Source organism: Sphingobium sp. TomMM35A, from assembly GCF_054771735.1.
In genome coordinates, this window is the sequence record NZ_BSRC01000001.1 from 859,292 (window position 1) to 879,311 (window position 20,020).

Consider the following 20,020-nt stretch of genomic DNA (forward strand, 5'->3'; position numbering starts at 1 on the left):
GATCAAAGGCCAAGCACCGCCTTCATGTCATAGCGTCCGGCAGGCTGGCCGATCAGCCAGTTCGCACCCTTTACAGCGCCACGTGCGAAGATGACCCGGCTTTCGGCGCGATGGCCAAGTTCTATCCGTTCGCCATCCGCCGCGAAGATCACTTGATGGTCGCCCGCTACCGATCCGCCACGCAGGGCGGCGAAGCCGATCGTACCTTGCTTGCGCGCGCCCGTGATACCGTCGCGCCCGCTTTCGCTGTTGGCGGCTAGATCGATGCCTCGCCCATGGGCTGCCGCGTTCCCCAAGAGGAGGGCAGTACCCGAAGGCGCATCGACCTTGTGCCGGTGATGCATTTCGACAATCTCTATGTCCCAGTCATCGCCCAGGCGCGCAGAGGCCTGCTCGACCAGCGCCGCCAGCAGGTTTACGCCGAGTGACGTGTTTCCCGTCTGCAGAACCGGAATGTGCTGCGCGGCGCTGTCGATCAGCTGATGGTGCGCCTGCTCAAGTCCAGTGGTGCCGATCAGCACGGGCTTGCCTGCGGCGACGCAAGCATCGAGATGGGCCGCAAGGGCGCCAGGAACGGAAAAGTCGATCAGCACGTCGCTCTTCCGGGCGAGTGCGAGCGGATCGGCCGTGATGGGCATGCCCGGCAGCAGATCACCGCTCCCGTCGCGGTCCGTCCCGCCGCTGATGGTCAGCCCCGCTTCAACGGCGACTTGGGCGATCGCGCGCCCCATGCGGCCTGCTGCGCCGAATAATCCGATCTTAGTCATGATCCCGCTCATCCCTGGAAATCTGCTCGCCCGATGCCAGAATGGCTCTGCCTTGTCATCTGCGAAGCTGTAGCTTTCGGCCGGAACAGAAGACATGATGGCACGATGGAAGACATCCGCAATATCGTGATTCTGACCGGCGCGGGCATCTCGGCCGAAAGCGGCCTCGCGACTTTTCGTGGACCCGACGGTTTGTGGGAGGGGCATCAGGTTGAAGATGTCTGCACGCCAGAGGCGCTGGAGCGCAATGCCGCGCTGGTGCATCGCTTCTATGACGAGCGGCGCGCGAAATTGAACGAAGTTCAACCCAACGCCGCTCATCACGCCTTGGCGGAACTGGACGCTCGATGGCCCGGCGATCTGCTCATCGTAACGCAGAATGTCGATGATCTTCATGAACGAGCCGGCGCCCGGCGCCTGATCCATATGCATGGTGAGCTTCGGTCCGCACTCTGCGTTGCGTGCGGCGAGTCCTTGCCCTGGTCCGACCCGCTGCCGCCCGGCTGCCAATGTCCGGCCTGCAGCAGGAAAAGTCTGCGTCCCGACATCGTCTTCTTCGGTGAAATGCCCTATCAGATGGACTTGATCGATACGGCATTGCGCCGGGCAGACCTGTTTCTATCCATAGGCACGTCCGGAGCGGTATATCCTGCCGCAGGTTTCGTCCAAACGGCACGCCACGCAGGGGCACGCACGTTGGAATTGAATCTGGAACCGTCTGCAGGTAGCTTCTATTTTGAAGAAAGCCGCATCGGCCCGGCCAGCGAACTCGTACCGGACCTCGTCCGACGACTGCTGCCTTAGATCCCGCTGTCTCCTGCGATGGGCGCGTCGCGGTAAAGAAGCATGATCGACCCATCGTCTCCGCTCACCGCCCGCACGGGCAAGCGAGATTGAAGCAGCGACAGGAACTTGCCGCTGTCGCCTATGTGGAATTCACCGCCGATGCGCAGCGCGGATACGCGGGCATCTCCGATCAGGATCGGCGCGTCGCGGTAGCGATTAAACTCGCCGGCCGCCTGTTCGATGGTTTCGCCTTCCAGGTGCACCAGTTGCTTACGCCATGCCGTGCGTTGCCGGACGACATTGGGATCGAGCCGGGTCAGCACGAAGCTTCGTGGCTGCAGCACCGCGCCATTACCCGCAGCGACCTGGCGCGGCGGGCGATTGCCGCAACTCACGATGGCGGTGCCCTTTGTAACCGTCAGTTCGATCAGGGATGGCCGAAGGCGCAGGTTCAGCGCCGTATCCCGCGCGCGCACGATTGCGGACCGTGCCTCCACATCGAATTCGCGATGCGCGTCCGGGGCAACCTCGATAGCGGCTTCTCCCTTCAACAGCCTAACCTTGCGGCCGTTGCTCGTGAAGCGGACATCGACCGCGCTGTCGCTGTTGAGGTGAAGACGGGAACCATCAGGCAAACTGATCGTGCGGATTTCGCCGATTCGCGTTTCGTGATGATCGACATCGTTGAAGGTGCGGACCGTGACGATCGCGGCAAGGATGAACAGGATCACCGCAATGCCAGCGACGATCATTATATTGCGCGACAGGCGGCGCTGCTGCTCTTCAGTAACGACCTCGCTCACGGGGGGCAGATTGACATCAGCCGCCGCGCTTTTCAGTCGTTCCGCCGCTTCCCACGCAGCCTCCGCCCGAGCATAAGCGATTGCGTGGCGCGGATCTGCTTCGATCCAGGCGCAAATGTCGGCTTCGTCTTGGGCAGTCGGATTGCTGTTAAGCTTTGCCAGCAGGCGCGCGGCTTCCGCCTCGACCTCTTCCCTGCTGTTTGATCCTGGCCCCGACGCTTGCACGTTCGAAATCCGTTTCCTCGCGTTCTGACCAAGCCCGCATAACTATAGCGATGGCTTTGGCCAGATGTTTTTCAACTGTAGAAACGGATAGGGACATCTCCGCCGCTATTTCCAGCATCGACCTTTCGTGAATCCGTCGAAGGATAAAAACCCTACGGCATTGCGGCGGCAGGGATTCCACGATGGCTTCGATCTGGCGCAGCGCCTCGCGTGCGTGCAGTTGAGCTTCGACGTTGCTGTCGCCTTGCAACAGCTCAAGGTCTGCGATGGTTTCGAAACTCACCACCTTGTTGCGCCGGGCATTGTCGATCACCAGGTTGCGGGCGATGGTGAACAGGTAAGCGCGTCCTGTGGTGACATTTTCCCAATTTTCGGTGGCGAAGGCGCGGGCCATGACCTCTGCCACCATGTCGTCAAGCTCATGGGTGGAAGGGAGTATCCTCCGGAGTCGGCCGCGAAGGGCGGCTTCTTGAGGAAGAATTACGGTCTTGAACCAGTCTAACTTGGCGCGAACACGATGCACGTTGACCCCCTTGATGTCAGCCGCGCCTCTCCCGCTTTCTTTTATCTGTCACAGTTCAATCATGCTTGCAGGGGCCTGTCCAGCGCCGGAAGGTCGATCTGGATCAAGCGGCGAAAAATTTTCGCCGCCTGTGTAAATTTTGCACGGAATCGGGATCAGTCCGGTGGAAGCTCCGGGACCGAGCGGTCCGGCTGATCATAATCTGGCTGCGTAGGAACGACTTCCGGCGGCTCGCCCGCTGGGGTTTCGTCCGGGGTCGAAGGCGGGGGCGACTCTGGTGGAGACTGCGGCTGGATCGTATCGGGCGGGGGGACGCCGATCGGCTCGGGGTCGGGCTGAGTGGCCATGCTTTTCTCCTTCGTTGAAGGCTACGCGCGGGGCCTTGCGCAAGTTCCAGGCAAGTTATCCACATTTGCTTGCCTCCCCGGATGCTTTTCTCTATGCCGCGCCGACCGGCGGCCGATGCGGGCGTGGCGAAACTGGTAGACGCGCCAGATTTAGGTTCTGGTATCGCAAGATGTGGGGGTTCGAGTCCCTTCGCCCGCACCAGTGCGCCCGGCTTGGATCATGTCAGGCGCCACCTGAATTCAGCTGAAGAAAGCGTTTGAGAGAAGAGATGCAGACTGTCGAGACGTTGAACGAGGGCCTGAAGCGCGCCTACACCGTGACCATCACGTCGAAGGACATCGACGCCCGCGTGGAAAAGGAAGTGGCCACGATTGCGCCGCAGGTCCGCATGCCGGGTTTCCGCCCTGGCAAGGTTCCCGCCAACCTCGTCAAGAAGATGCATGGGGAATCGCTGCAGCGCGATGCGCTCAACAATTCGATCCAGGAAAGCATTCAGAAGCTGATCGCTGACAACAAGCTGCGCCCCGCGATGCAGCCGTCCATCGAGCTGGATGAAGGCTTTGAGTTCGGCAACGACGCTGAGGTGAAGGTGGAGCTGGAAGTGCTGCCTGAAATCGCCGCGCCCAGCATCGAAGGTTTGAAGCTGGAGCGCCTGACGGTCGAAGTCGCCGATTCGCAGGTCGATGAGGCTGCTGGCCGCATCGCGACCCAGCAGGGCGCGCTGGAAGAACATGCCGCTTCGCACAAGGCGAAGGACGGCGACACGCTGACCATCGATTTCGTCGGCAAGGTCGACGGCGAAGCCTTTGAAGGCGGTTCGGCCGAAGATGTGAAGCTGAAGATCGGTTCGGGTCAGTTCATCCCGGGCTTCGAAGAGCAGCTGACCGGCGTCAAGAAGGGCGAAGAAAAGACCATCAGCGTCACCTTCCCCGAAGATTATGGCGCGGCGCATCTGGCTGGCAAGGAAGCTACCTTCGATGTGACGGTGAAGGCCATTCTCGATGCCGAAAAGCCCAAGCTGGACGATGATTTCGCCAAGTCGCTCGGCCTTGAAGGTCTCGACAAGCTCAAGGAGCTGCTGAAGGGCCAGATCGAGCAGGAACATAACGGCCTGACCCGCACCTATATGAAGCGCAAGCTGCTCGATCAGCTGGCTGCTGCGCATGATTTCGACGTGCCGCCGAGCATGGTGGAAGCCGAATTCAATCAGATCTGGGCCCAGCTTCAGCATGAAGCCAGCCATGAGGCTGATCCGGAAGCCGCTCTGAAGGAAATGGAAGCGGAGAAGGAAGATTATCGCGCCATCGCCGTTCGTCGCGTGCGCCTCGGCCTTCTCCTCTCGGAAATCGGCCAGGCCAATGGCGTGACCGTTTCCGACCAGGAAATGAACCGTCTGATCATGCAGGCTGCTCAGCAGTACAGCCCCCAGGATCGTGAGCGCTTCGTTCAATATGTCCGCCAGGACCCGATGGCCGCCGCCCAGCTGCGCGCGCCGCTTTACGAGGACAAGGTCGTCGACTTCCTGTTTGACAAGGCCGAAGTCACCGATCGTGCCGTCAGCCGCGAAGAGCTGGAAGCTGCGATCGAAGCGGAAGATGGCGATCTGAAGCCCCACGTACACGGCCCCGGTTGCGGCCATGATCACCATGATCATGACGAAAAGCCCAAGGCCAAGAAGGCGGCGCCCAAGAAGAAGGCGGCAGAAGCTGACGAAGCAGCGCCTGCGGCGGAAGAAGCCCCTGCCAAGAAGGCTCCCGCGAAGAAGGCTGCTGCCAAGAAGGATGACGCCGTAGCTGAAGAAGCCGCCGCTGAGGAAAAGCCCAAGGCGAAGAAGGCTGCTCCGAAGAAGGCTGCCGCCAAGGCTGAATAAGGCTCTCAACGCCTGAACGGACGAGCGCCCGGCTTCGACAGGAAGCGCGGGCGCTTTTCCTTTGGCGAGGGGCAGACGAAATATTAATCTTGGCCGTCCTAGCGAGGGGGCGTCCGGCGGGAGGCATGGGGCAGATGAAGGAATTTCCGGCAGTGGCAAGCGGGCAGGGGGCGGCGGGTCCTCGCATTGCCGTGATCCTGCCCTGCTATAATGAAGCCGGAGCCATCGTGCAGACGGTGCAGGACTTCCGCCGCGCGCTCCCGGCAGCCGACATCTATGTCTTCGACAATAACAGCACTGACGGCAGCTACGAACTGGCCGCCAATGCGGGCGCTATCGTCCGGCGAGTGACCCAGCAGGGGAAGGGCCATGTCGTCCGGCGCATGTTCGCCGATGTGGACGCGGACATCTATGTCATGGCGGATGGGGACGCGACTTACGAAGCGGCCGCCGCGCCCCGGCTTATCGCCGCGATGTTGGAAGATAATCTCGACATGGTCGTAGGCGCACGGCGGAGCGAGGTCGAGGAAGCCTATCGGCGTGGCCATCGCCTCGGCAACTGGGCGCTTACCAGCTTGTTGAACCAGCTGTTCGGGCGGAGCTTCACCGACATATTGACGGGCTACCGCGTCTTCTCACGCCGGTTCGTGAAAAGTTTTCCAGTGCTTTCGGCGGGCTTCGAGATCGAAACGGAAATCAGTGTCCACGCGCTCGAACTGGCCATGCCCGTGTCTGAAATCATGACCGCTTATGGTGCGCGGCCGGAAGGCTCGGCCAGCAAGCTGTCGACCTACCGGGATGGCTGGCGCATCCTGCGTACGATCTTCACACTTTACCGCATCGAAAAGCCGATACTTTTCTTCGGCATCTTCGCGGTGTTGCTGGCGCTGACGGGGATCATCCTCGCAACGCCGCTGATCATTACCTATCTTGAGACCGGGCTTGTTCCCCGCTTCCCCACCGCGATCCTCGTCACTGGTTTGATGATCCTTGCGACGCTGTCGGGAATGTGCGGGCTGATCCTGGACACCGTCGTGCGCGGGCGGCGGGAAGTCCGCCGCCTGGCCTACCTCACCTTCCGCGCGCCGTCGGATTTCGGACCACGCGATTGAAGCTGCGCCAGCTCCTCACAGTACCCCTTGAACCTGCCCGCTTTTGTGCCGATGTAGAGAGCGGGCAAAAATCACCCTGAAAGAGCAAAATGACCGATATCATGTCTGATCCGATGGCTGCGCTTGTTCCTATCGTCATCGAACAATCCAATCGCGGCGAGCGCAGTTTCGACATTTATTCCCGCCTGCTGCGTGAACGGATCATCTTCGTGACCGGTCAGGTCGAGGATCATATGGCCTCGCTGATCGTCGCCCAGCTCCTGTTCCTCGAGTCGGAAAATCCGAAGAAGGACATCTGGATGTACATCAACTCGCCGGGCGGCGTCGTTACGGCGGGCATGGCGATCCACGACACCATGAAATATATCCGTCCGCAGGTCGGCACGGTCTGTATCGGCCAGGCCGCTTCGATGGGCAGCTTCCTGCTTGCCGCCGGGGAACCGGGCAAGCGCATCGCCCTGTCCAACGCGCGCATCATGGTGCACCAGCCGTCGGGCGGCGCTCAGGGCATGGCGTCGGACATCGAGATTCAGGCGAAGGAAATCCTGAGGATTCGCCGCCGCCTGAACGACCTTTATGTCAAATATACCGGCAAGTCGCTGGAAGAGGTTGAGCGGGCGATGGACCGCGATACCTTCCTCGAAGCGGAAGAGGCGAAGGCTTTCGGCCTTGTGGACGAGGTATTTGACCGCCGTCCGGCCGCTCCCGAAACGACTGACAGCTGACATGGATCTTAATCGCGCGCGCTGTTTTCTCCCCTTGTGAAACCAGCGCGACGCGGTCTAGGATGATCCTAGGACCAGAATATCCCTCGCCGTCGCGGTTTTTCGCTTGGGGCAGGGAGGAAAGATTGGCGAATGACTAAGCTTACAGGCTCCGATTCCAAAAGCACGCTTTACTGCTCCTTCTGCGGCAAGTCGCAGCATGAGGTGCGTAAGCTGATCGCGGGGCCCACCGTCTTCATCTGCGACGAGTGCGTGGAACTGTGCAACGACATCATCCGCGAAGAGACCAAGGGCGGTCTCGTCGGCAAGAAGGATGGCGGCGTGCCGACCCCGCAGGAAATCTGCGATGTGCTGGACGATTATGTGATCGGCCAGAACCGGGCGAAGCGCGTCCTGTCGGTCGCGGTCCACAACCACTATAAGCGCCTCAACCACGGCACCAAGCCGGGCGAGGTGGAACTGGCCAAATCGAACATCCTGCTCGTGGGCCCCACCGGCTGCGGCAAGACGCTGCTTGCCCAGACGCTGGCCAAGACGTTCGACGTGCCCTTCACCATGGCCGACGCCACGACCCTGACCGAGGCGGGCTATGTGGGCGAGGATGTCGAGAACATCATCCTCAAGCTGCTCCAGGCCTCCGACTATAATGTCGAAAAGGCTCAGCGCGGCATCGTCTACATCGACGAGATCGACAAGATCAGCCGCAAGGCCGAGAATCCCTCGATCACACGCGACGTGTCTGGCGAGGGGGTGCAGCAGGCGCTGCTGAAGCTGATGGAAGGCACCACCGCTTCGGTCCCGCCGCAGGGCGGCCGCAAGCATCCGCAGCAGGAGTTCCTGCAGGTCGACACGACCAACATCCTCTTCATCTGCGGCGGCGCGTTCGCGGGCTTGGAAAAGATCATCGGTGACCGTCTGGAAGCCAAGTCGATCGGCTTCGGCGCCCATGTGGCAGCCCCGGAGGAGCGCAAGACAGGCGAGTTGCTGCGCCAGAGCGAGCCGGAAGATCTGCTGAAGTTCGGCCTCATTCCCGAGTTCGTCGGTCGTCTGCCCGTGATCGCGACGCTGGAAGATCTGGACGTCGCAGCGCTGGTCAAAATTCTGGTCGAGCCCAAGAACGCGCTGGTGAAGCAATATGGCAAGCTGTTCGACATGGAAAATGTCGAACTCAGCTTCACCGACGACGCTCTGACGGCGATCGCGCGGAAGGCGATCGAGCGCAAGACGGGCGCACGCGGCCTGCGGTCCATCCTGGAATCGATCCTGCTCGACACCATGTTCGATCTTCCTTCTATGGAAGGCGTCGGCGAGGTGGTCGTGGACAAGGATGTCGTCGCCGGGACGAAGGAACCTATCCGCGTGTTCAGTGACAAGGACAAGCGCGCCGAAGACGCAGCCTGAGGGCACTAGCTTCGACGCGGCAAAAAGGCTCCGCTGGATCGCACCAGCGGAGCCTATTTTTGTTGGCATATCGGACCGTCCCGAGCGGGGCAGAGCTTAGGTCCTTGCTTCCCGCAGGCAGCAGGGGCAGGGTTCGGCGCGAGCAGCGCGAACTGGTCGGCACCCTTATATCTCGGCTATGGTCTGCCGATGCATATTCGACAAGAACGGGAAAGCGATTGCTCAGCCATAGCTGAGGTCACAGCGCAGGCATTTGCCAATGTGACGCACAGTGATCATACAGAGCCCAACATCATCAAGAGATTGCGTGAAGCAGGCGATCTCCTGGTCTCGCTGGTCGCGATCGATGGCAGCCATCTGTTAGGACATGTGGCGTTCTCGCCGATCATGATCAACAGGCAGCATTGTAATTGGTATGGACTTGGTCCCGTGTCGGTGCGGCCAGACCGTCATGGTCAAGGGATCGGTTCGGCCTTGATCAGGGCAGGGCTGGCGCAGCTTAGCTCGTTGGATGCCGGCGGGTGCGTCGTGTTGGGTGATCCGGCTTATTATCGCCGCTTCGGCTTCGAACAGGATGATCGCTTACTCTATGAAGGCGCGCCCCCTGAATATTTCATGCGCTTGACGCTCAATGCTCAGCAGGTGCCCTCAGGTAGCGTCGCCTACGCGCCTGGATTTACGGGGTGACTTCTTGGGGATGATATGCCTGCCTCACGCTAGTAGCAGACTGAGTTTCACCGCACGCAGCTGTCCAATCCATCCCGTTGCACCACCCCGATCCGCGCCGTGATGCTGTTGCCATAGCGCCGCGTGAAGCCGCGGGGGGTGATCGCCGCGCGCTTCTTGGGCAGAGGCAGCACGGCTGCGATCCTGGCGGCCTCCGCTCGCGTCAGCTTGGCCGCGCCATGATGGAAATAGCGCATCGCGCCTGCCTGCACCCCATAAGTCCCGATCCCGGTTTCGGCGACGTTCAGATAGACTTCCATGATCCGCCGCTTTCCCCAGATCGCCTCGATCAGGACGGTGAACCAGGCTTCAAAGCCCTTGCGAATGAAGCCGCCGCCCTGGAACAGAAACACGTTCTTCGCGGTCTGCTGGCTGATGGTCGATCCGCCTCTTATCCGTCCGCCACTGGCATTGTGCCGCAGCGCCTGCGCAATCGCGACGGCATCGAAACCATGATGGCTGCAAAAACGGCTGTCTTCTCCGGCGATCGCAGCCCGCGCCATATTCGGGTCGATCTCGTCCAGGCTGGTCCAATCCTTGGTGATCCCATTGGGGTCCATCAGCATCGTGAGCGTCACGGGCGGCGGCACGAAGCGATAGATCAATACCAGCAGCAGAGACAGGACAACGAATGCGCCCATAAGCTTGAAGATGGCGCGGACCCAGCGGAACCGGCGGCGTCGAGGAGGGGAAGCTGTAGGGCTCATTTCGTTTCTCGTAGCGGGAACGCCAGTGCGTTCAAGATTGCACCGCATCGAAAATGCGCCCGGCTATCGGGCTGCACCTCTGCCCTGTTCCGTGTTATGCTGCTTCAAAAGGGTCGCTGCTGTCTCGCCAGATGTCTGTGAAGGGAGAGGAGTGACTATGCGACCCGATATTCCACCCGACCATATCCTTCAGATCGGCATGGGCTTCTGGGCATCAAAGACGCTGCTCAGCGCCGTTGAACTCGGCCTCTTCACGCAACTGGCCGACCGACCGATGACCGGACCTGAACTGGAGAAAGCATTGGAGCTGCATCCGCGCGCGACCTATGATTTTCTGGACGCGCTGGTCTCGCTAGGCTTGCTGGAAAGGGAAGGCGCGGGCGCGGACGGGCGCTATTCCAATACTCCAGCGACCGCACTCTATCTCGACCGCCATAGCCCTCAATATATTGGCGGCATACTGGAAATGGCTGGTGCGCGGCTGTTCCGCTTCTGGGCAGATCTGACGCCTGCGCTCAAAACCGGGCTGCCGCAGAATGAGGTGAAGATTTCTGGCCGTTCGATGTTCGATAGTCTCTATGCTGATCCGGCACGGCTGGAGCAGTTCATGGATGCCATGAGCGGCGTGTCGATGGCGAATTTCGAAGCTTTTGCCCGAAGCTTTGATTTCAGCCGTTACCGCACGCTGGTGGACATCGGGGGAGCCACCGGCCAACTGTCCTGCTTCGTGGCCGGGCATCAGCCACATATGCGCTGCGCGTCCTATGACTTGCCCGTCGTGCAACCGATCGCAGAACGCCGCATCAGGGAGGCGGGGTTACGCGGGCGCGTGACAGCGGGATCGATCGACTTTTTCGATGACGACTTTCCGCGCGCGGATGTGATCACCATGGGCATGATCCTCCACGACTGGAACCTGGACGCAAAAAAGATGCTGATCGGCAAGGCGTATCAAGCGCTTCCGCCGGGCGGAGCATTCGTCGCCATCGAAAACATCATCGATGACGAACGCCGGCAGAATATCTTCGGGCTGCTGATGTCGCTCAACATGCTCATCGAATTTGGCGAAGCCTTCGACTTCACGGGTGCCGACTTCCGCCAATGGTGCTTGGAAGCCGGATTTGCCCGCTGCGAAATATTACCTCTGGCTGGTCCCGCCAGCGCCGCGATCGCGTATAAATAGCCAAGAAAAAAGCCCCGGGTCACTCCGGGGCTTTTCCCTGTTCACGGTGAACGGCGTCAGGCCAGTGCCAACCGCATCTTGCCAATCCTGTCGCCAGCGATGCGCATCATCGCCTTCTGCAGCTTTTCAAAGGCGCGCACCTCGATCTGCCGCACCCGCTCGCGGGATACGCCATAGACCTGGCTCAATTCCTCGAGCGTCTTGGGCTCTTCGGCCAGACGGCGCTCTGCCAGAATATGCTTTTCGCGATCATTCAGGTCGTCCATCGCCTCGACAAGCATGTCGTGACGCAGCGTCTTTTCCTGCTCGTCGGCAACCCGCTCGTCCTGCAACGGATCGGTGTCAGCCAGCCAGTCCTGCCACTGCCCTTCGCCATCCTCGCGCATCGGGACGTTCAGCGACGTATCGCCGCCCATCGCCATGCGGCGGTTCATGGAGATCACATCTTCCTCGGTCACGCCAAGGTCGGTCGCGATCTTGCGAACGTCATCGGGATGCAGGTCGCCATCCTCGAACGCTTCGATATTGTTCTTCATCCGGCGAAGGTTGAAGAACAGCTTCTTCTGCGCCGCGGTGGTGCCCATTTTCACGAGTGACCAGCTGCGGAGGATGAATTCCTGGATCGAGGCACGGATCCACCACATGGCGTAGGTCGCCAAGCGGAAGCCGCGCTCCGGCTCGAACTTCTTCACACCCTGCATCAGGCCGATATTGCCCTCGCTGATCAGCTCGCTGACCGGCAGGCCATAGCCGCGATAGCCCATGGCGATCTTCGCCACCAGGCGCAGGTGCGACGTGACCAGCTGTGCTGCCGCTTCAGGATCCTGATGCTCGGCATAACGCTTGGCGAGCATATATTCCTGCTCAGGGGTCAGAATCGGAAACTTGCGGATTTCCGACAGATAGCGGTTGAGGCTGGCTTCACCGCCCAGCGCTGGAACCGCGGGGACATTGCTTTTATCAGCCATGTCGCTTCACCTTTCCCTTTCATGCGCGGCGGGACCCAGAAGAGGCGTCCAGTGCGCCGTCGCAAACTTGTCAAAACCTATACGTGGAGCTCGCTTAACAGTTCCTGCATGTCGGTAGGCAGTGCACTGTCGAAGCTGAGTTTTTGCCCCGTTAAGGGATGTATGAACCCCAGCCGTTTGGCGTGCAATGCCTGCCTTTTGAAACGCAGCGTTTCCAGTATCGTTTTGAAACCTTTTCTGTCTCTACTGTAAACTGGATCGCCGATCAAGGGGTGGCCGAGATGTGCCATATGGACGCGCACCTGATGCGTCCGTCCCGTTTCCAGCCTGCATTCGACCAGGGCAGCCCCCGCAAGCCGTTCGATCAGCCGGTAATGGGTGACGGCATGCTTGCCGCGCCCTTCGCGATGCACCGCCATTTTCTTGCGATCGGAATCGGATCGACCGATCCAGGTATCTACCGTTCCGGCAGGCGGCTGCGGCAAGCCATAGACGATCGCGGCGTAGAGGCGGTCGATGCTGTGAGCCTTGAACTGCTGCGCCAGCCCCTCATGCGCGCGGTCCGACTTGGCGACCACCAGAAGCCCGGACGTATCCTTGTCGATCCGATGCACGATCCCCGGCCGCGCCACGCCGCCGATGCCGGAAAGTTCTCCCCGGCAATGATGAAGCAGGGCGTTGACCAGTGTCCCGTCCAGATTGCCCGCCGCGGGGTGCACCACCAGGCCTGCGGGCTTATCCACGACGATCAGGTCGGCATCTTCATGCACGATGGTCAGCGGGATATCCTGCGCGATCGCTTCAGCTGCGACAGGAGCGGGGATAGAGATCGCGAAAAGCTGGCCAACGGCGACCTTCATCGACGGATTGAGCGTCCTTCCCTCGGTAGTCACATCACCTTCGACAATCAGGCTCTTCAACCGTTCGCGCGACAGGTCCGGCAGCAACTCGGCAAGCGCCTTGTCCAGGCGAAGCCCATGTTGCGCTTCACCGATCGTTGCTTCGATGATGGAAACCCCCGAACCCATTGGCTAAGCATGTAGGAATGATGGTCCGGATTTCAAGGTCGACACTGGAACAAATCATGTCCCTGGCGGCCGCCAGCGGTCAGGAAGTCTGCGGCCTGCTGCTCGGACAGCCTGGCCATATCAGCGATATTCTCCCGGCGGAGAATGTGGCGCCTGATCCCCATCGCTACTTCGAACTCAGTCCGGCTACGTTGCTCAAGGCGCACAAGGCAGCGCGCGCCGGCGGCCCGGCCATATTGGGCCACTATCACTCGCATCCGAGCGGCGCGGCCATTCCATCGGCGACCGACGCCGCCAGCGCCCGGCCGGACGGAAGCCTCTGGCTGATCGTCGGTGATGACGAGGCAAGGCTGTGGATTGCTGGGCCGGGGGAGGGTGGGGAAGTGACCTTCACCGGCGCAATGCTCGATATCATGTGAGGCAAAGGCGGCAGGCCGGGGTTGCATCCTGTGCCCCGGCAGCGCATTAGCCTGTCATTCCTTCCAGTCATTTCCGGCGGCACATCCTTCATGACCAATCCGACCGACAGCATTGAATTCGCCAGCCTGCTTTGTTCGCGCCTGTGCCATGACCTGCTGAGCCCGGTTGGTGCCCTGAACAATGGGCTGGAACTGATGGCTGACGAAACGGATCCGGAAATGCGCCAGCGCTGCCTGGATTTGCTGGCGGACAGCGCGAAGACATCGGCGAACAAGCTCAAATTTTTCCGCTTGGCCTTTGGCTCGGCGGGCGGCTTCGGCGATGCAGTCCCGACGCATGAGGCGCGCGTTGCGATCGAGGGCATGTTTGCGGGTGCTGGACGTGTGAAGATCGGCTGGCTGGTCGATGATGACATGCTCGACAAGCTGCCGGTCAAGGTGCTGCTCAATCTCGCCCTGATCGCAGGCGACGCCTTGGTGCGTGGCGGACAACTCGATATCGGTGCGGAACGGCGGCCCGGTGTCACCGAAATCGTGGTGCGCGCCGAAGGCCCCAAGCTTGTGCTGGACCCTGATCTGCGTTCCGCGCTTGCAGGCACGCTGCCGGACGAAGGCCTCGCCTCTCGAACCGCTGCCGCCTGGATGGTGCGCAGCCTCGTCATAAGCGCAAGCGGTGAGATCGCGCTGTCTCCTGCGGGAGAGCCGGTGTTGCTGTTCGGCGCATCGATCCCTGATCAGGGCTGATCCGCCTACGAGATTATCAACAGACAGAGTGTAGCAGGCAGCCGAACGGTCGGGCTGCTCCTTTTGTCGCGTCCAGATCACGCCAGTGCCGGCCCGTGCGTTCTCATGGCGACCGCCCACATCCAAGCCCTCCACTCAACAACGCCGCGCTGACGCGTTCGCCCAACAAAGCGAAAAGGCCCGGCAGCTTTCGCTGCCGAGCCCTTCCATAACCTACAGTCTGATCGGATCAGGCGCTGTAGTACATGTCGAATTCGACCGGCGAGGGAGCCATTTCCCAGCGGTACACTTCGGGCCACTTCAGCTCGATATAGGCCTCGATCTGGTCCTTGGTGAACACGTCGCCCTTCAGCAGGAACTCATAATCGGCTTCCAGGCTGTTCAGCGCTTCACGGAGCGAACCGCAAACGGTCGGCACCTGGCTCAGTTCTTCCGGCGGCAGATCATAGAGGTTCTTGTCCATCGCGGAACCCGGATGGATCTTGTTCTCGATGCCGTCGAGGCCAGCCATCAGCAGCGCTGCGTAGCACAGATAGGGGTTGGCCATCGCGTCGGGGAAGCGGAATTCCACGCGCTTGGCCTTCGAACCCGCGCCATAGGGGATACGGCAGGAAGCCGAGCGGTTGCGCGCCGAATAGGCCAGCAGAACCGGTGCTTCAAAGCCCGGCACCAGACGCTTGTAGCTGTTGGTGGTCGGATTGGTGAAGGCGTTCAGCGCCTTGGCGTGCTTGATGACGCCGCCGATGAAGTAGAGGCACATATCGCTGAGGCCGGCATAGCCTTCGCCCGCGAAGAGCGGCTTGCCGCCGTCCCAGATCGACATGTGGGTGTGCATGCCCGAACCGTTGTCGGCTGCGATCGGCTTCGGCATGAAGGTCGCGGTCTTGCCATAGGCCTGGGCGACCATCTGCACGACATACTTGTAGATCTGCATGCGGTCGGCGGTCTGCACCAGCGTACCGAAGGTCAGGCCGAGTTCATGCTGGGCCGCAGCCACTTCATGGTGATGCTTGTCGCAGGGCAGGCCCATTTCGAGCATGGTGGTGACCATCTCGGCGCGGATGTCGGTGGCCGGATCGACCGGAGCGACGGGGAAGTAGCCGCCCTTGGCGCGCGGACGGTGGGCAAGGTTGCCGCCCTCATATTCGCGGCCGGTGTTGGTCGGCAGTTCGATGTCGTCGATCTTGTAGAAGGACTCGTTATAGTCGTTGTTGAAGCGAACGTCGTCGAACATGAAGAATTCGGCTTCGGGGCCGACATAGACGGTGTCGCCGAAACCAGCCGACTTGACGAAGGCTTCTGCGCGCTTGGCGGTCGAACGCGGGTCACGGGCATAGAGTTCGCCAGTGTCGGGTTCGACGATATCGCAGAACAGGATCAGCATCGGGGTCGCGCTGAAGGGATCGACATAGACGGCGTCCAGGTCGGGCTTCAGGATCATGTCGGACTCGTTGATCGCCTTCCAGCCTTCGATCGACGAACCGTCGAACATCAGGCCTTCGTTCAGCTCATCTTCGCCCAGCACGGAAGACACCATGGTCAGGTGCTGCCACTTGCCCTTGGGATCGGTGAAGCGCAGATCGACCCACTCGATCTCCTTTTCTTCGATCATCTTCAGGATGTCTTTTGGCGTGTTGGCCATGTGCGCTTGCCCTTCTTTCATATTTGCCCCCCCGAAGGGGTCTTGGATGTTGCAGTTCGCCAGCCCCTCCACGAAGCTGGCGCGAAATCGGATTTGATGCGGTTTAGATGGCGTCGCTGTCCCGCTCGCCGGTACGAATGCGAACGGCACCTTCGATTGCGGTGATGAAGATCTTGCCGTCGCCGATGCGACCCGTCTGAGCAGCGGTGGAAATCGCCTCCACCACGCGGTCCGCCAGAGAATCGTCGACCACGACCTCCAGCTTCACCTTGGGCAGGAAATCGACGACATATTCAGCGCCGCGATAGAGTTCGGTATGCCCCTTCTGGCGGCCGAAACCCTTGGCTTCGGTAACCGTGATGCCGGACACGCCCACTTCGTGAAGCGCTTCCTTCACCTCGTCGAGCTTGAACGGCTTGATGATCGCTTCGATCTTTTTCATCACTCTATTCCCAACCCAAACCCGCGCTTGATGATGGAGACGCTCTCCATCCACCCATCCTCAAAAGCAACGATCTTCATGCCCCCCAAAGACATGAGCCGCGCCTTTGAACAATCAATTACCGTGCCAATTGGCGAATCGCTTAGCCACGCTTTCGTAGATGCGGCAATCTTTGTCCATATCGCCCGGTTTCTGGGCAGTTGCGATCACCCTTGCCTAATTTTTAGGCAGCCGGAAGTTCATCCCAGATAGGGCGGCGCATCCAGTCCGGCCGGGCTCTTCGTGAAGATTTCGCAACCTGTCTCGGTAATGCCGATGCTGTGTTCGAATTGTGCCGAAAGCGTCCGGTCGCGCGTCACTGCCGTCCAGCCATCCTCCAGCATCTTCACGCCCGGCTTCCCGATGTTGATCATCGGCTCGATCGTGAAGAACATGCCGGGACGAAGTTCCGGGCCCGTTCCCGGACGGCCGATATGGACCACTTCCGGGCTGTCATGGAACACCCGGCCAAGGCCATGGCCGCAGAAATCGCGGACCACGCCGTAGCGATGCTTCTCCGCATGCCGCTGAATGGCATAGCCGATGTCGCCGAGATGATTGCCGGGCTTTGCCTGTTCGATGCCCAGCATCAGGCACTCATAGGTTACTTCGATGAGCCGCTTGGCCTTGATGCTCGTTTCGCCGACGATGAACATGCGGCTGGTGTCGCCGTGCCAGCCATCGACGAGCGGCGTCACGTCGATATTCAGGATATCGCCTTCTTTCAGCTTCAGGTCGCCAGGTATGCCATGGCAGATGACATTGTTGAGTGAGATGCAGCAGCTGTGCGTGTAGCCGCGATAGCCAAGGGTCGCGGGTACGCCGCCGCCATCCAGCGTCATGCGACGGACGATGTCGTCCAACTCGCCGGTGGTGACGCCCGGCACGACATGCGGCACCAATGCGTCGAGGATCTCCGCCGCCAACCGGCCCGCCTTGCGCATGCCGTCAAAGCCTGCCGCGTCGTACAATTTGATCGCGGTCGATCGGGAAATCGGCGCATCGGCCGTCATCGTCATATATTCGGTCATGATGCGATTATAGGCGGAACAAGGCGATATTGCGAGGCCCCGTTCGCGCCGGGCTAGGCAGCAGACCGATCAGGGGCTATGGCCAGCCCCATGCCCGTAACCGAACGCATCTGGACCGCTGCGCTGATCGTGATCGGAGACGAGATTCTGTCCGGCCGAACCCAGGACAAGAATATCGCGCAGATCGCGTCCTGGCTGAATGTGCAGGGGATCAGGTTGCGGGAGGTCCGCGTGATCGCCGACGACAGCGACTCCATTGTCGAGGCGGTGAACACGCTTCGCGCCCGCAATGACTATCTGTTCACGACCGGCGGCATCGGGCCGACGCATGATGACATCACCGTCGATGCGATTGCGCGGGCGCTTGAGGTGGACGTCGAAATCCACCCTGAAGCGCGCGCCATGCTGCAGGGCTATTATGAAACGCGCGGCGGCCTCACCGACGCGCGGTTGCGTATGGCGAGAGTGCCGGCAGGCTCCGACCTCATCGAAAACCGCATGTCGGGCGCGCCCGGTATCCGTCACGGCAACATCTTCATCATGGCCGGCGTGCCCCATATCACCGCAGGCATGCTGGACATGTTGACCGGCACGCTGGAAGGTGGTCGCCCGCTGATGTCCGCGCAGATCGGCTGCTGGGTCGCGGAAAGCGAGATTGCCGATATCCTCGCCACGACGGAGCGTAGCCATGAAGGCTGTCAGATCGGCAGCTATCCCTTCTTCCGCGAAGGCAGGACAGGCGCGAACTTCGTCATCCGGTCAACGGACGCGGCAACCTTGGAACAGTGCGTCGCCGATCTAGCCAATCGCCTGGAAAGTGGCGGCTGGCCGGTCGTGACCGGCGGCATCTGACCATATTTTCCGGTAAGTAAGCGCTGCTTCCACGCTCATATGTGTCTGCCAAGCGGCGGGCTGCGTTGCATCCACTTGGTCTCGAACGCTATGCTGCGCCGCATCAATAGCTGGCTGGTTCCAGCTTTTGGATGTCGGGCTTCAGCGCCTGTGCGTCCGGTTCATGTTGAATGGCTGAGCCCGTCATCCTGCGTTTTGCGGGGTTGGTTTCTTGCGCCCTTCTTCGCGGAACGGATGCCAGGCGCGAAGCTCTTTCGAAGGGAGAATGGTGATGCGGATCGTTATGACCGGATCGGGCTATGTCGGGTTGGTTTCGGGCGCATGCTTGGCGGACTTTGGCCATGACGTCATTTGCGTCGACAAGGATGTGTCGAAGGTTGAGGTGCTGCGCGGAGGCGGCGTTCCCATCTATGAGCCGGGTCTTGCCGACCTGATCGCGCGCAATGTGAAGGCGGGACGGCTGACCTTCACCACGGACCTTGCTGCCTCCGTTGCTGAGGCCGATGTCGTGTTCATCGCGGTCGGCACGCCTGCTCGGCGGGGCGATGGCCATGCGGACCTCAGCTACGTCTATGACGCCGCGCGGGAAATCGCATCCTCCTTGCGCGGCTTCACCGTCATCGTCACCAAATCCACCGTTCCGGTCGGCACGGGTGACGAAGTCGACCGGATCATCCGGGAAACCAATCCGGGCGCGGAATTTGCTGTCGCCTCCAACCCTGAATTTCTTCGGGAAGGGGCCGCGATCCAGGATTTCAAGCGGCCTGACCGCATCGTCATCGGCATTGAGGATGATCGCGCGCGCCCGGTGATGGAAGAGGTCTACCGTCCGCTTTACCTCAACCAGGCTCCCATTCAGTTCACCGGCAGGCGCACCAGCGAGCTGATCAAATATGCGGCCAATGCCTTCCTTGCGATGAAGATCACCTATATCAACGAAATCGCGGAACTGTGCGAACATGTCGGCGCGGACGTGCAGCAGGTCGCGCGCGGCATAGGTCTCGACAACCGCATCGGCAGCAAGTTCCTCCATGCTGGTCCCGGCTATGGCGGGTCCTGCTTCCCGAAGGACACGCTGGCTCTCGTGAAGACCGCCGAGGACGCCGGCGCGCCCATCCGCCTGATCGAAACGACGGTGGCGATCAACGAAAGCCGCAAGCGCGCCATGGCTCGCAAGGTGGTCGCCGTGTGCAATGGATCGGTCCGGGGCAAGACGATCGGCGTGCTGGGCCTTACCTTCAAGCCCAACACCGACGACATGCGGGATGCGCCGTCGCTCTCCATCATCCAGGCATTGCAGGATGCGGGCGCGCAGGTCCGCGCCTATGACCCTGAAGGCATGGATGCCGCGCGTTCGATGCTCCAGAATGTGGACTTTTGCACCAGCCCTTATGACGCGGCAAAGGCTGCCTCGGCCGTGGTGATCGTCACCGAATGGGACGCCTTGCGGGCTCTGGACCTGCCACGCCTCCGGTCGGTGATGAACGGGGACGGCCTTGTCGACCTGCGCAACATCTACCGCCCGGCGGACGCCGAAGCCGCCGGCTTTACCTATGTCAGCGTGGGCAGGGGCGCGGAACCCGAACCCGAGCTACTGATTGAGGCGGCGGAATAAAGTTTCCTTCGGCTCGTCGCAAAGATCTCTCCTTTGCGATGAGCCGTGCTTGACCGGAAGTTTT

At 60.9% G+C, this 20,020-nt stretch carries 21 protein-coding genes and 1 tRNA gene; 12 read left to right on the forward strand and 10 right to left on the reverse strand.

The genetic code is table 11. The features are described from left to right. Positions 1–2 precede the first annotated feature (2 nt). Complete coding sequence (gene dapB, locus ACYU8T_RS04310; RefSeq protein WP_461158614.1) at positions 3–767, reverse strand: 4-hydroxy-tetrahydrodipicolinate reductase; 765 nt, start codon at positions 765–767, stop codon at positions 3–5. Positions 768–872: 105 nt separating this feature from the next. On the opposite strand from dapB, the gene ACYU8T_RS04315 reads away from it, so the two are divergent. Further along, entirely contained in the window at positions 873–1,571 is a 699-nt protein-coding gene (locus ACYU8T_RS04315; protein ID WP_461158615.1) for an NAD-dependent deacylase, read from the forward strand. Here the strand turns inward: ACYU8T_RS04315 and ACYU8T_RS04320 are convergent. The 3 genes from ACYU8T_RS04320 to ACYU8T_RS04330 all read right to left on the reverse strand — a co-directional run bounded on the left by ACYU8T_RS04320 (position 1,568) and on the right by ACYU8T_RS04330 (position 3,451). Next, positions 1,568–2,581, reverse strand: a complete 1,014-nt coding sequence (locus tag ACYU8T_RS04320; protein ID WP_461158616.1) for a FecR family protein — start codon at positions 2,579–2,581, stop codon at positions 1,568–1,570. The genes ACYU8T_RS04315 and ACYU8T_RS04320 overlap by 4 nt on opposite strands. Further along, positions 2,505–3,104: an RNA polymerase sigma factor gene (locus ACYU8T_RS04325; RefSeq protein WP_097091736.1), complete on the reverse strand. Its 600-nt coding sequence runs from the start codon at positions 3,102–3,104 to the stop codon at positions 2,505–2,507. The genes ACYU8T_RS04320 and ACYU8T_RS04325 overlap by 77 nt, the downstream gene beginning before the upstream one ends. 155 nt (positions 3,105–3,259) lie before the next feature. Next, complete coding sequence (locus ACYU8T_RS04330; protein WP_097092813.1) at positions 3,260–3,451, reverse strand: hypothetical protein; 192 nt, start codon at positions 3,449–3,451, stop codon at positions 3,260–3,262. A 117-nt stretch (positions 3,452–3,568) separates the two neighbouring features. Here ACYU8T_RS04330 and ACYU8T_RS04335 point away from each other — a divergent pair. The 6 genes from ACYU8T_RS04335 (at position 3,569) to ACYU8T_RS04360 (ending at position 9,247) form a co-directional block, all read left to right on the forward strand. After that, positions 3,569–3,653 (forward strand) — tRNA-Leu (locus ACYU8T_RS04335). Positions 3,654–3,720: 67 nt separating this feature from the next. Further along, a complete protein-coding gene (tig, locus tag ACYU8T_RS04340) occupies positions 3,721–5,322 on the forward strand; it encodes a trigger factor (RefSeq protein WP_461158617.1) in 1,602 nt (533 codons plus the stop codon). A 134-nt stretch (positions 5,323–5,456) separates the two neighbouring features. After that, complete coding sequence (locus ACYU8T_RS04345) at positions 5,457–6,434, forward strand: glycosyltransferase family 2 protein (RefSeq protein WP_461158618.1); 978 nt, start codon at positions 5,457–5,459, stop codon at positions 6,432–6,434. Positions 6,435–6,523: 89 nt separating this feature from the next. Then, positions 6,524–7,159: an ATP-dependent Clp endopeptidase proteolytic subunit ClpP gene (clpP, locus tag ACYU8T_RS04350; RefSeq protein ID WP_097091734.1), complete on the forward strand. Its 636-nt coding sequence runs from the start codon at positions 6,524–6,526 to the stop codon at positions 7,157–7,159. 132 nt (positions 7,160–7,291) lie between these two features. Beyond that, complete coding sequence (gene clpX / locus ACYU8T_RS04355) at positions 7,292–8,560, forward strand: ATP-dependent Clp protease ATP-binding subunit ClpX (RefSeq protein WP_097091733.1); 1,269 nt, start codon at positions 7,292–7,294, stop codon at positions 8,558–8,560. Positions 8,561–8,749: 189 nt separating this feature from the next. Continuing rightward, on the forward strand, positions 8,750–9,247 hold the full coding sequence (locus ACYU8T_RS04360) for a GNAT family N-acetyltransferase (RefSeq protein WP_461158619.1): 498 nt from the start codon (positions 8,750–8,752) through the stop codon (positions 9,245–9,247). 47 nt (positions 9,248–9,294) lie between these two features. Here ACYU8T_RS04360 and mtgA read toward each other — a convergent pair whose 3' ends face one another. Then, a complete protein-coding gene (mtgA, locus tag ACYU8T_RS04365; RefSeq protein ID WP_461158620.1) occupies positions 9,295–9,993 on the reverse strand; it encodes a monofunctional biosynthetic peptidoglycan transglycosylase in 699 nt (232 codons plus the stop codon). A gap of 157 nt (positions 9,994–10,150) precedes the next feature. Between mtgA and ACYU8T_RS04370 the strand changes: the two genes are divergently transcribed. Continuing rightward, on the forward strand, positions 10,151–11,176 hold the full coding sequence (locus ACYU8T_RS04370) for a methyltransferase (RefSeq protein WP_461158621.1): 1,026 nt from the start codon (positions 10,151–10,153) through the stop codon (positions 11,174–11,176). 56 nt (positions 11,177–11,232) lie between these two features. Here ACYU8T_RS04370 and rpoH read toward each other — a convergent pair whose 3' ends face one another. After that, positions 11,233–12,144: an RNA polymerase sigma factor RpoH gene (rpoH, locus tag ACYU8T_RS04375; RefSeq protein ID WP_097091729.1), complete on the reverse strand. Its 912-nt coding sequence runs from the start codon at positions 12,142–12,144 to the stop codon at positions 11,233–11,235. A gap of 77 nt (positions 12,145–12,221) precedes the next feature. Next, positions 12,222–13,172 carry an RluA family pseudouridine synthase gene (locus ACYU8T_RS04380; RefSeq protein ID WP_461158622.1) on the reverse strand — a complete coding sequence of 317 codons (951 nt, stop codon included), beginning with the start codon at positions 13,170–13,172 and terminating at the stop codon, positions 12,222–12,224. A 17-nt stretch (positions 13,173–13,189) separates the two neighbouring features. On the opposite strand from ACYU8T_RS04380, the gene ACYU8T_RS04385 reads away from it, so the two are divergent. Further along, on the forward strand, positions 13,190–13,591 hold the full coding sequence (locus tag ACYU8T_RS04385; RefSeq protein WP_461158623.1) for a M67 family metallopeptidase: 402 nt from the start codon (positions 13,190–13,192) through the stop codon (positions 13,589–13,591). A gap of 90 nt (positions 13,592–13,681) precedes the next feature. Beyond that, on the forward strand, positions 13,682–14,335 hold the full coding sequence (locus tag ACYU8T_RS04390) for a histidine phosphotransferase family protein (RefSeq protein ID WP_097091726.1): 654 nt from the start codon (positions 13,682–13,684) through the stop codon (positions 14,333–14,335). Between the two features lie 229 nt (positions 14,336–14,564). Here the strand turns inward: ACYU8T_RS04390 and glnA are convergent, their stop codons facing one another. The 3 genes from glnA to map form a co-directional block, all read right to left on the reverse strand. Then, positions 14,565–15,977: a type I glutamate--ammonia ligase gene (gene glnA, locus ACYU8T_RS04395; RefSeq protein ID WP_097091725.1), complete on the reverse strand. Its 1,413-nt coding sequence runs from the start codon at positions 15,975–15,977 to the stop codon at positions 14,565–14,567. Positions 15,978–16,080: 103 nt separating this feature from the next. Beyond that, complete coding sequence (locus ACYU8T_RS04400) at positions 16,081–16,419, reverse strand: P-II family nitrogen regulator (RefSeq protein WP_097091724.1); 339 nt, start codon at positions 16,417–16,419, stop codon at positions 16,081–16,083. A 239-nt stretch (positions 16,420–16,658) separates the two neighbouring features. After that, positions 16,659–17,489, reverse strand: a complete 831-nt coding sequence (gene map, locus ACYU8T_RS04405) for a type I methionyl aminopeptidase (RefSeq protein WP_247230961.1) — start codon at positions 17,487–17,489, stop codon at positions 16,659–16,661. A gap of 90 nt (positions 17,490–17,579) precedes the next feature. Here map and ACYU8T_RS04410 point away from each other — a divergent pair, with 90 nt between their 5' ends. Then, a complete protein-coding gene (locus tag ACYU8T_RS04410) occupies positions 17,580–18,341 on the forward strand; it encodes a competence/damage-inducible protein A (RefSeq protein ID WP_461158624.1) in 762 nt (253 codons plus the stop codon). Between the two features lie 271 nt (positions 18,342–18,612). After that, the gene (locus tag ACYU8T_RS04415; protein WP_461158625.1) at positions 18,613–19,956 is read left to right on the forward strand and encodes a UDP-glucose dehydrogenase family protein; all 1,344 of its coding nucleotides are present in this window, start codon (positions 18,613–18,615) and stop codon (positions 19,954–19,956) included. Positions 19,957–20,020: the final 64 nt, after the last annotated feature.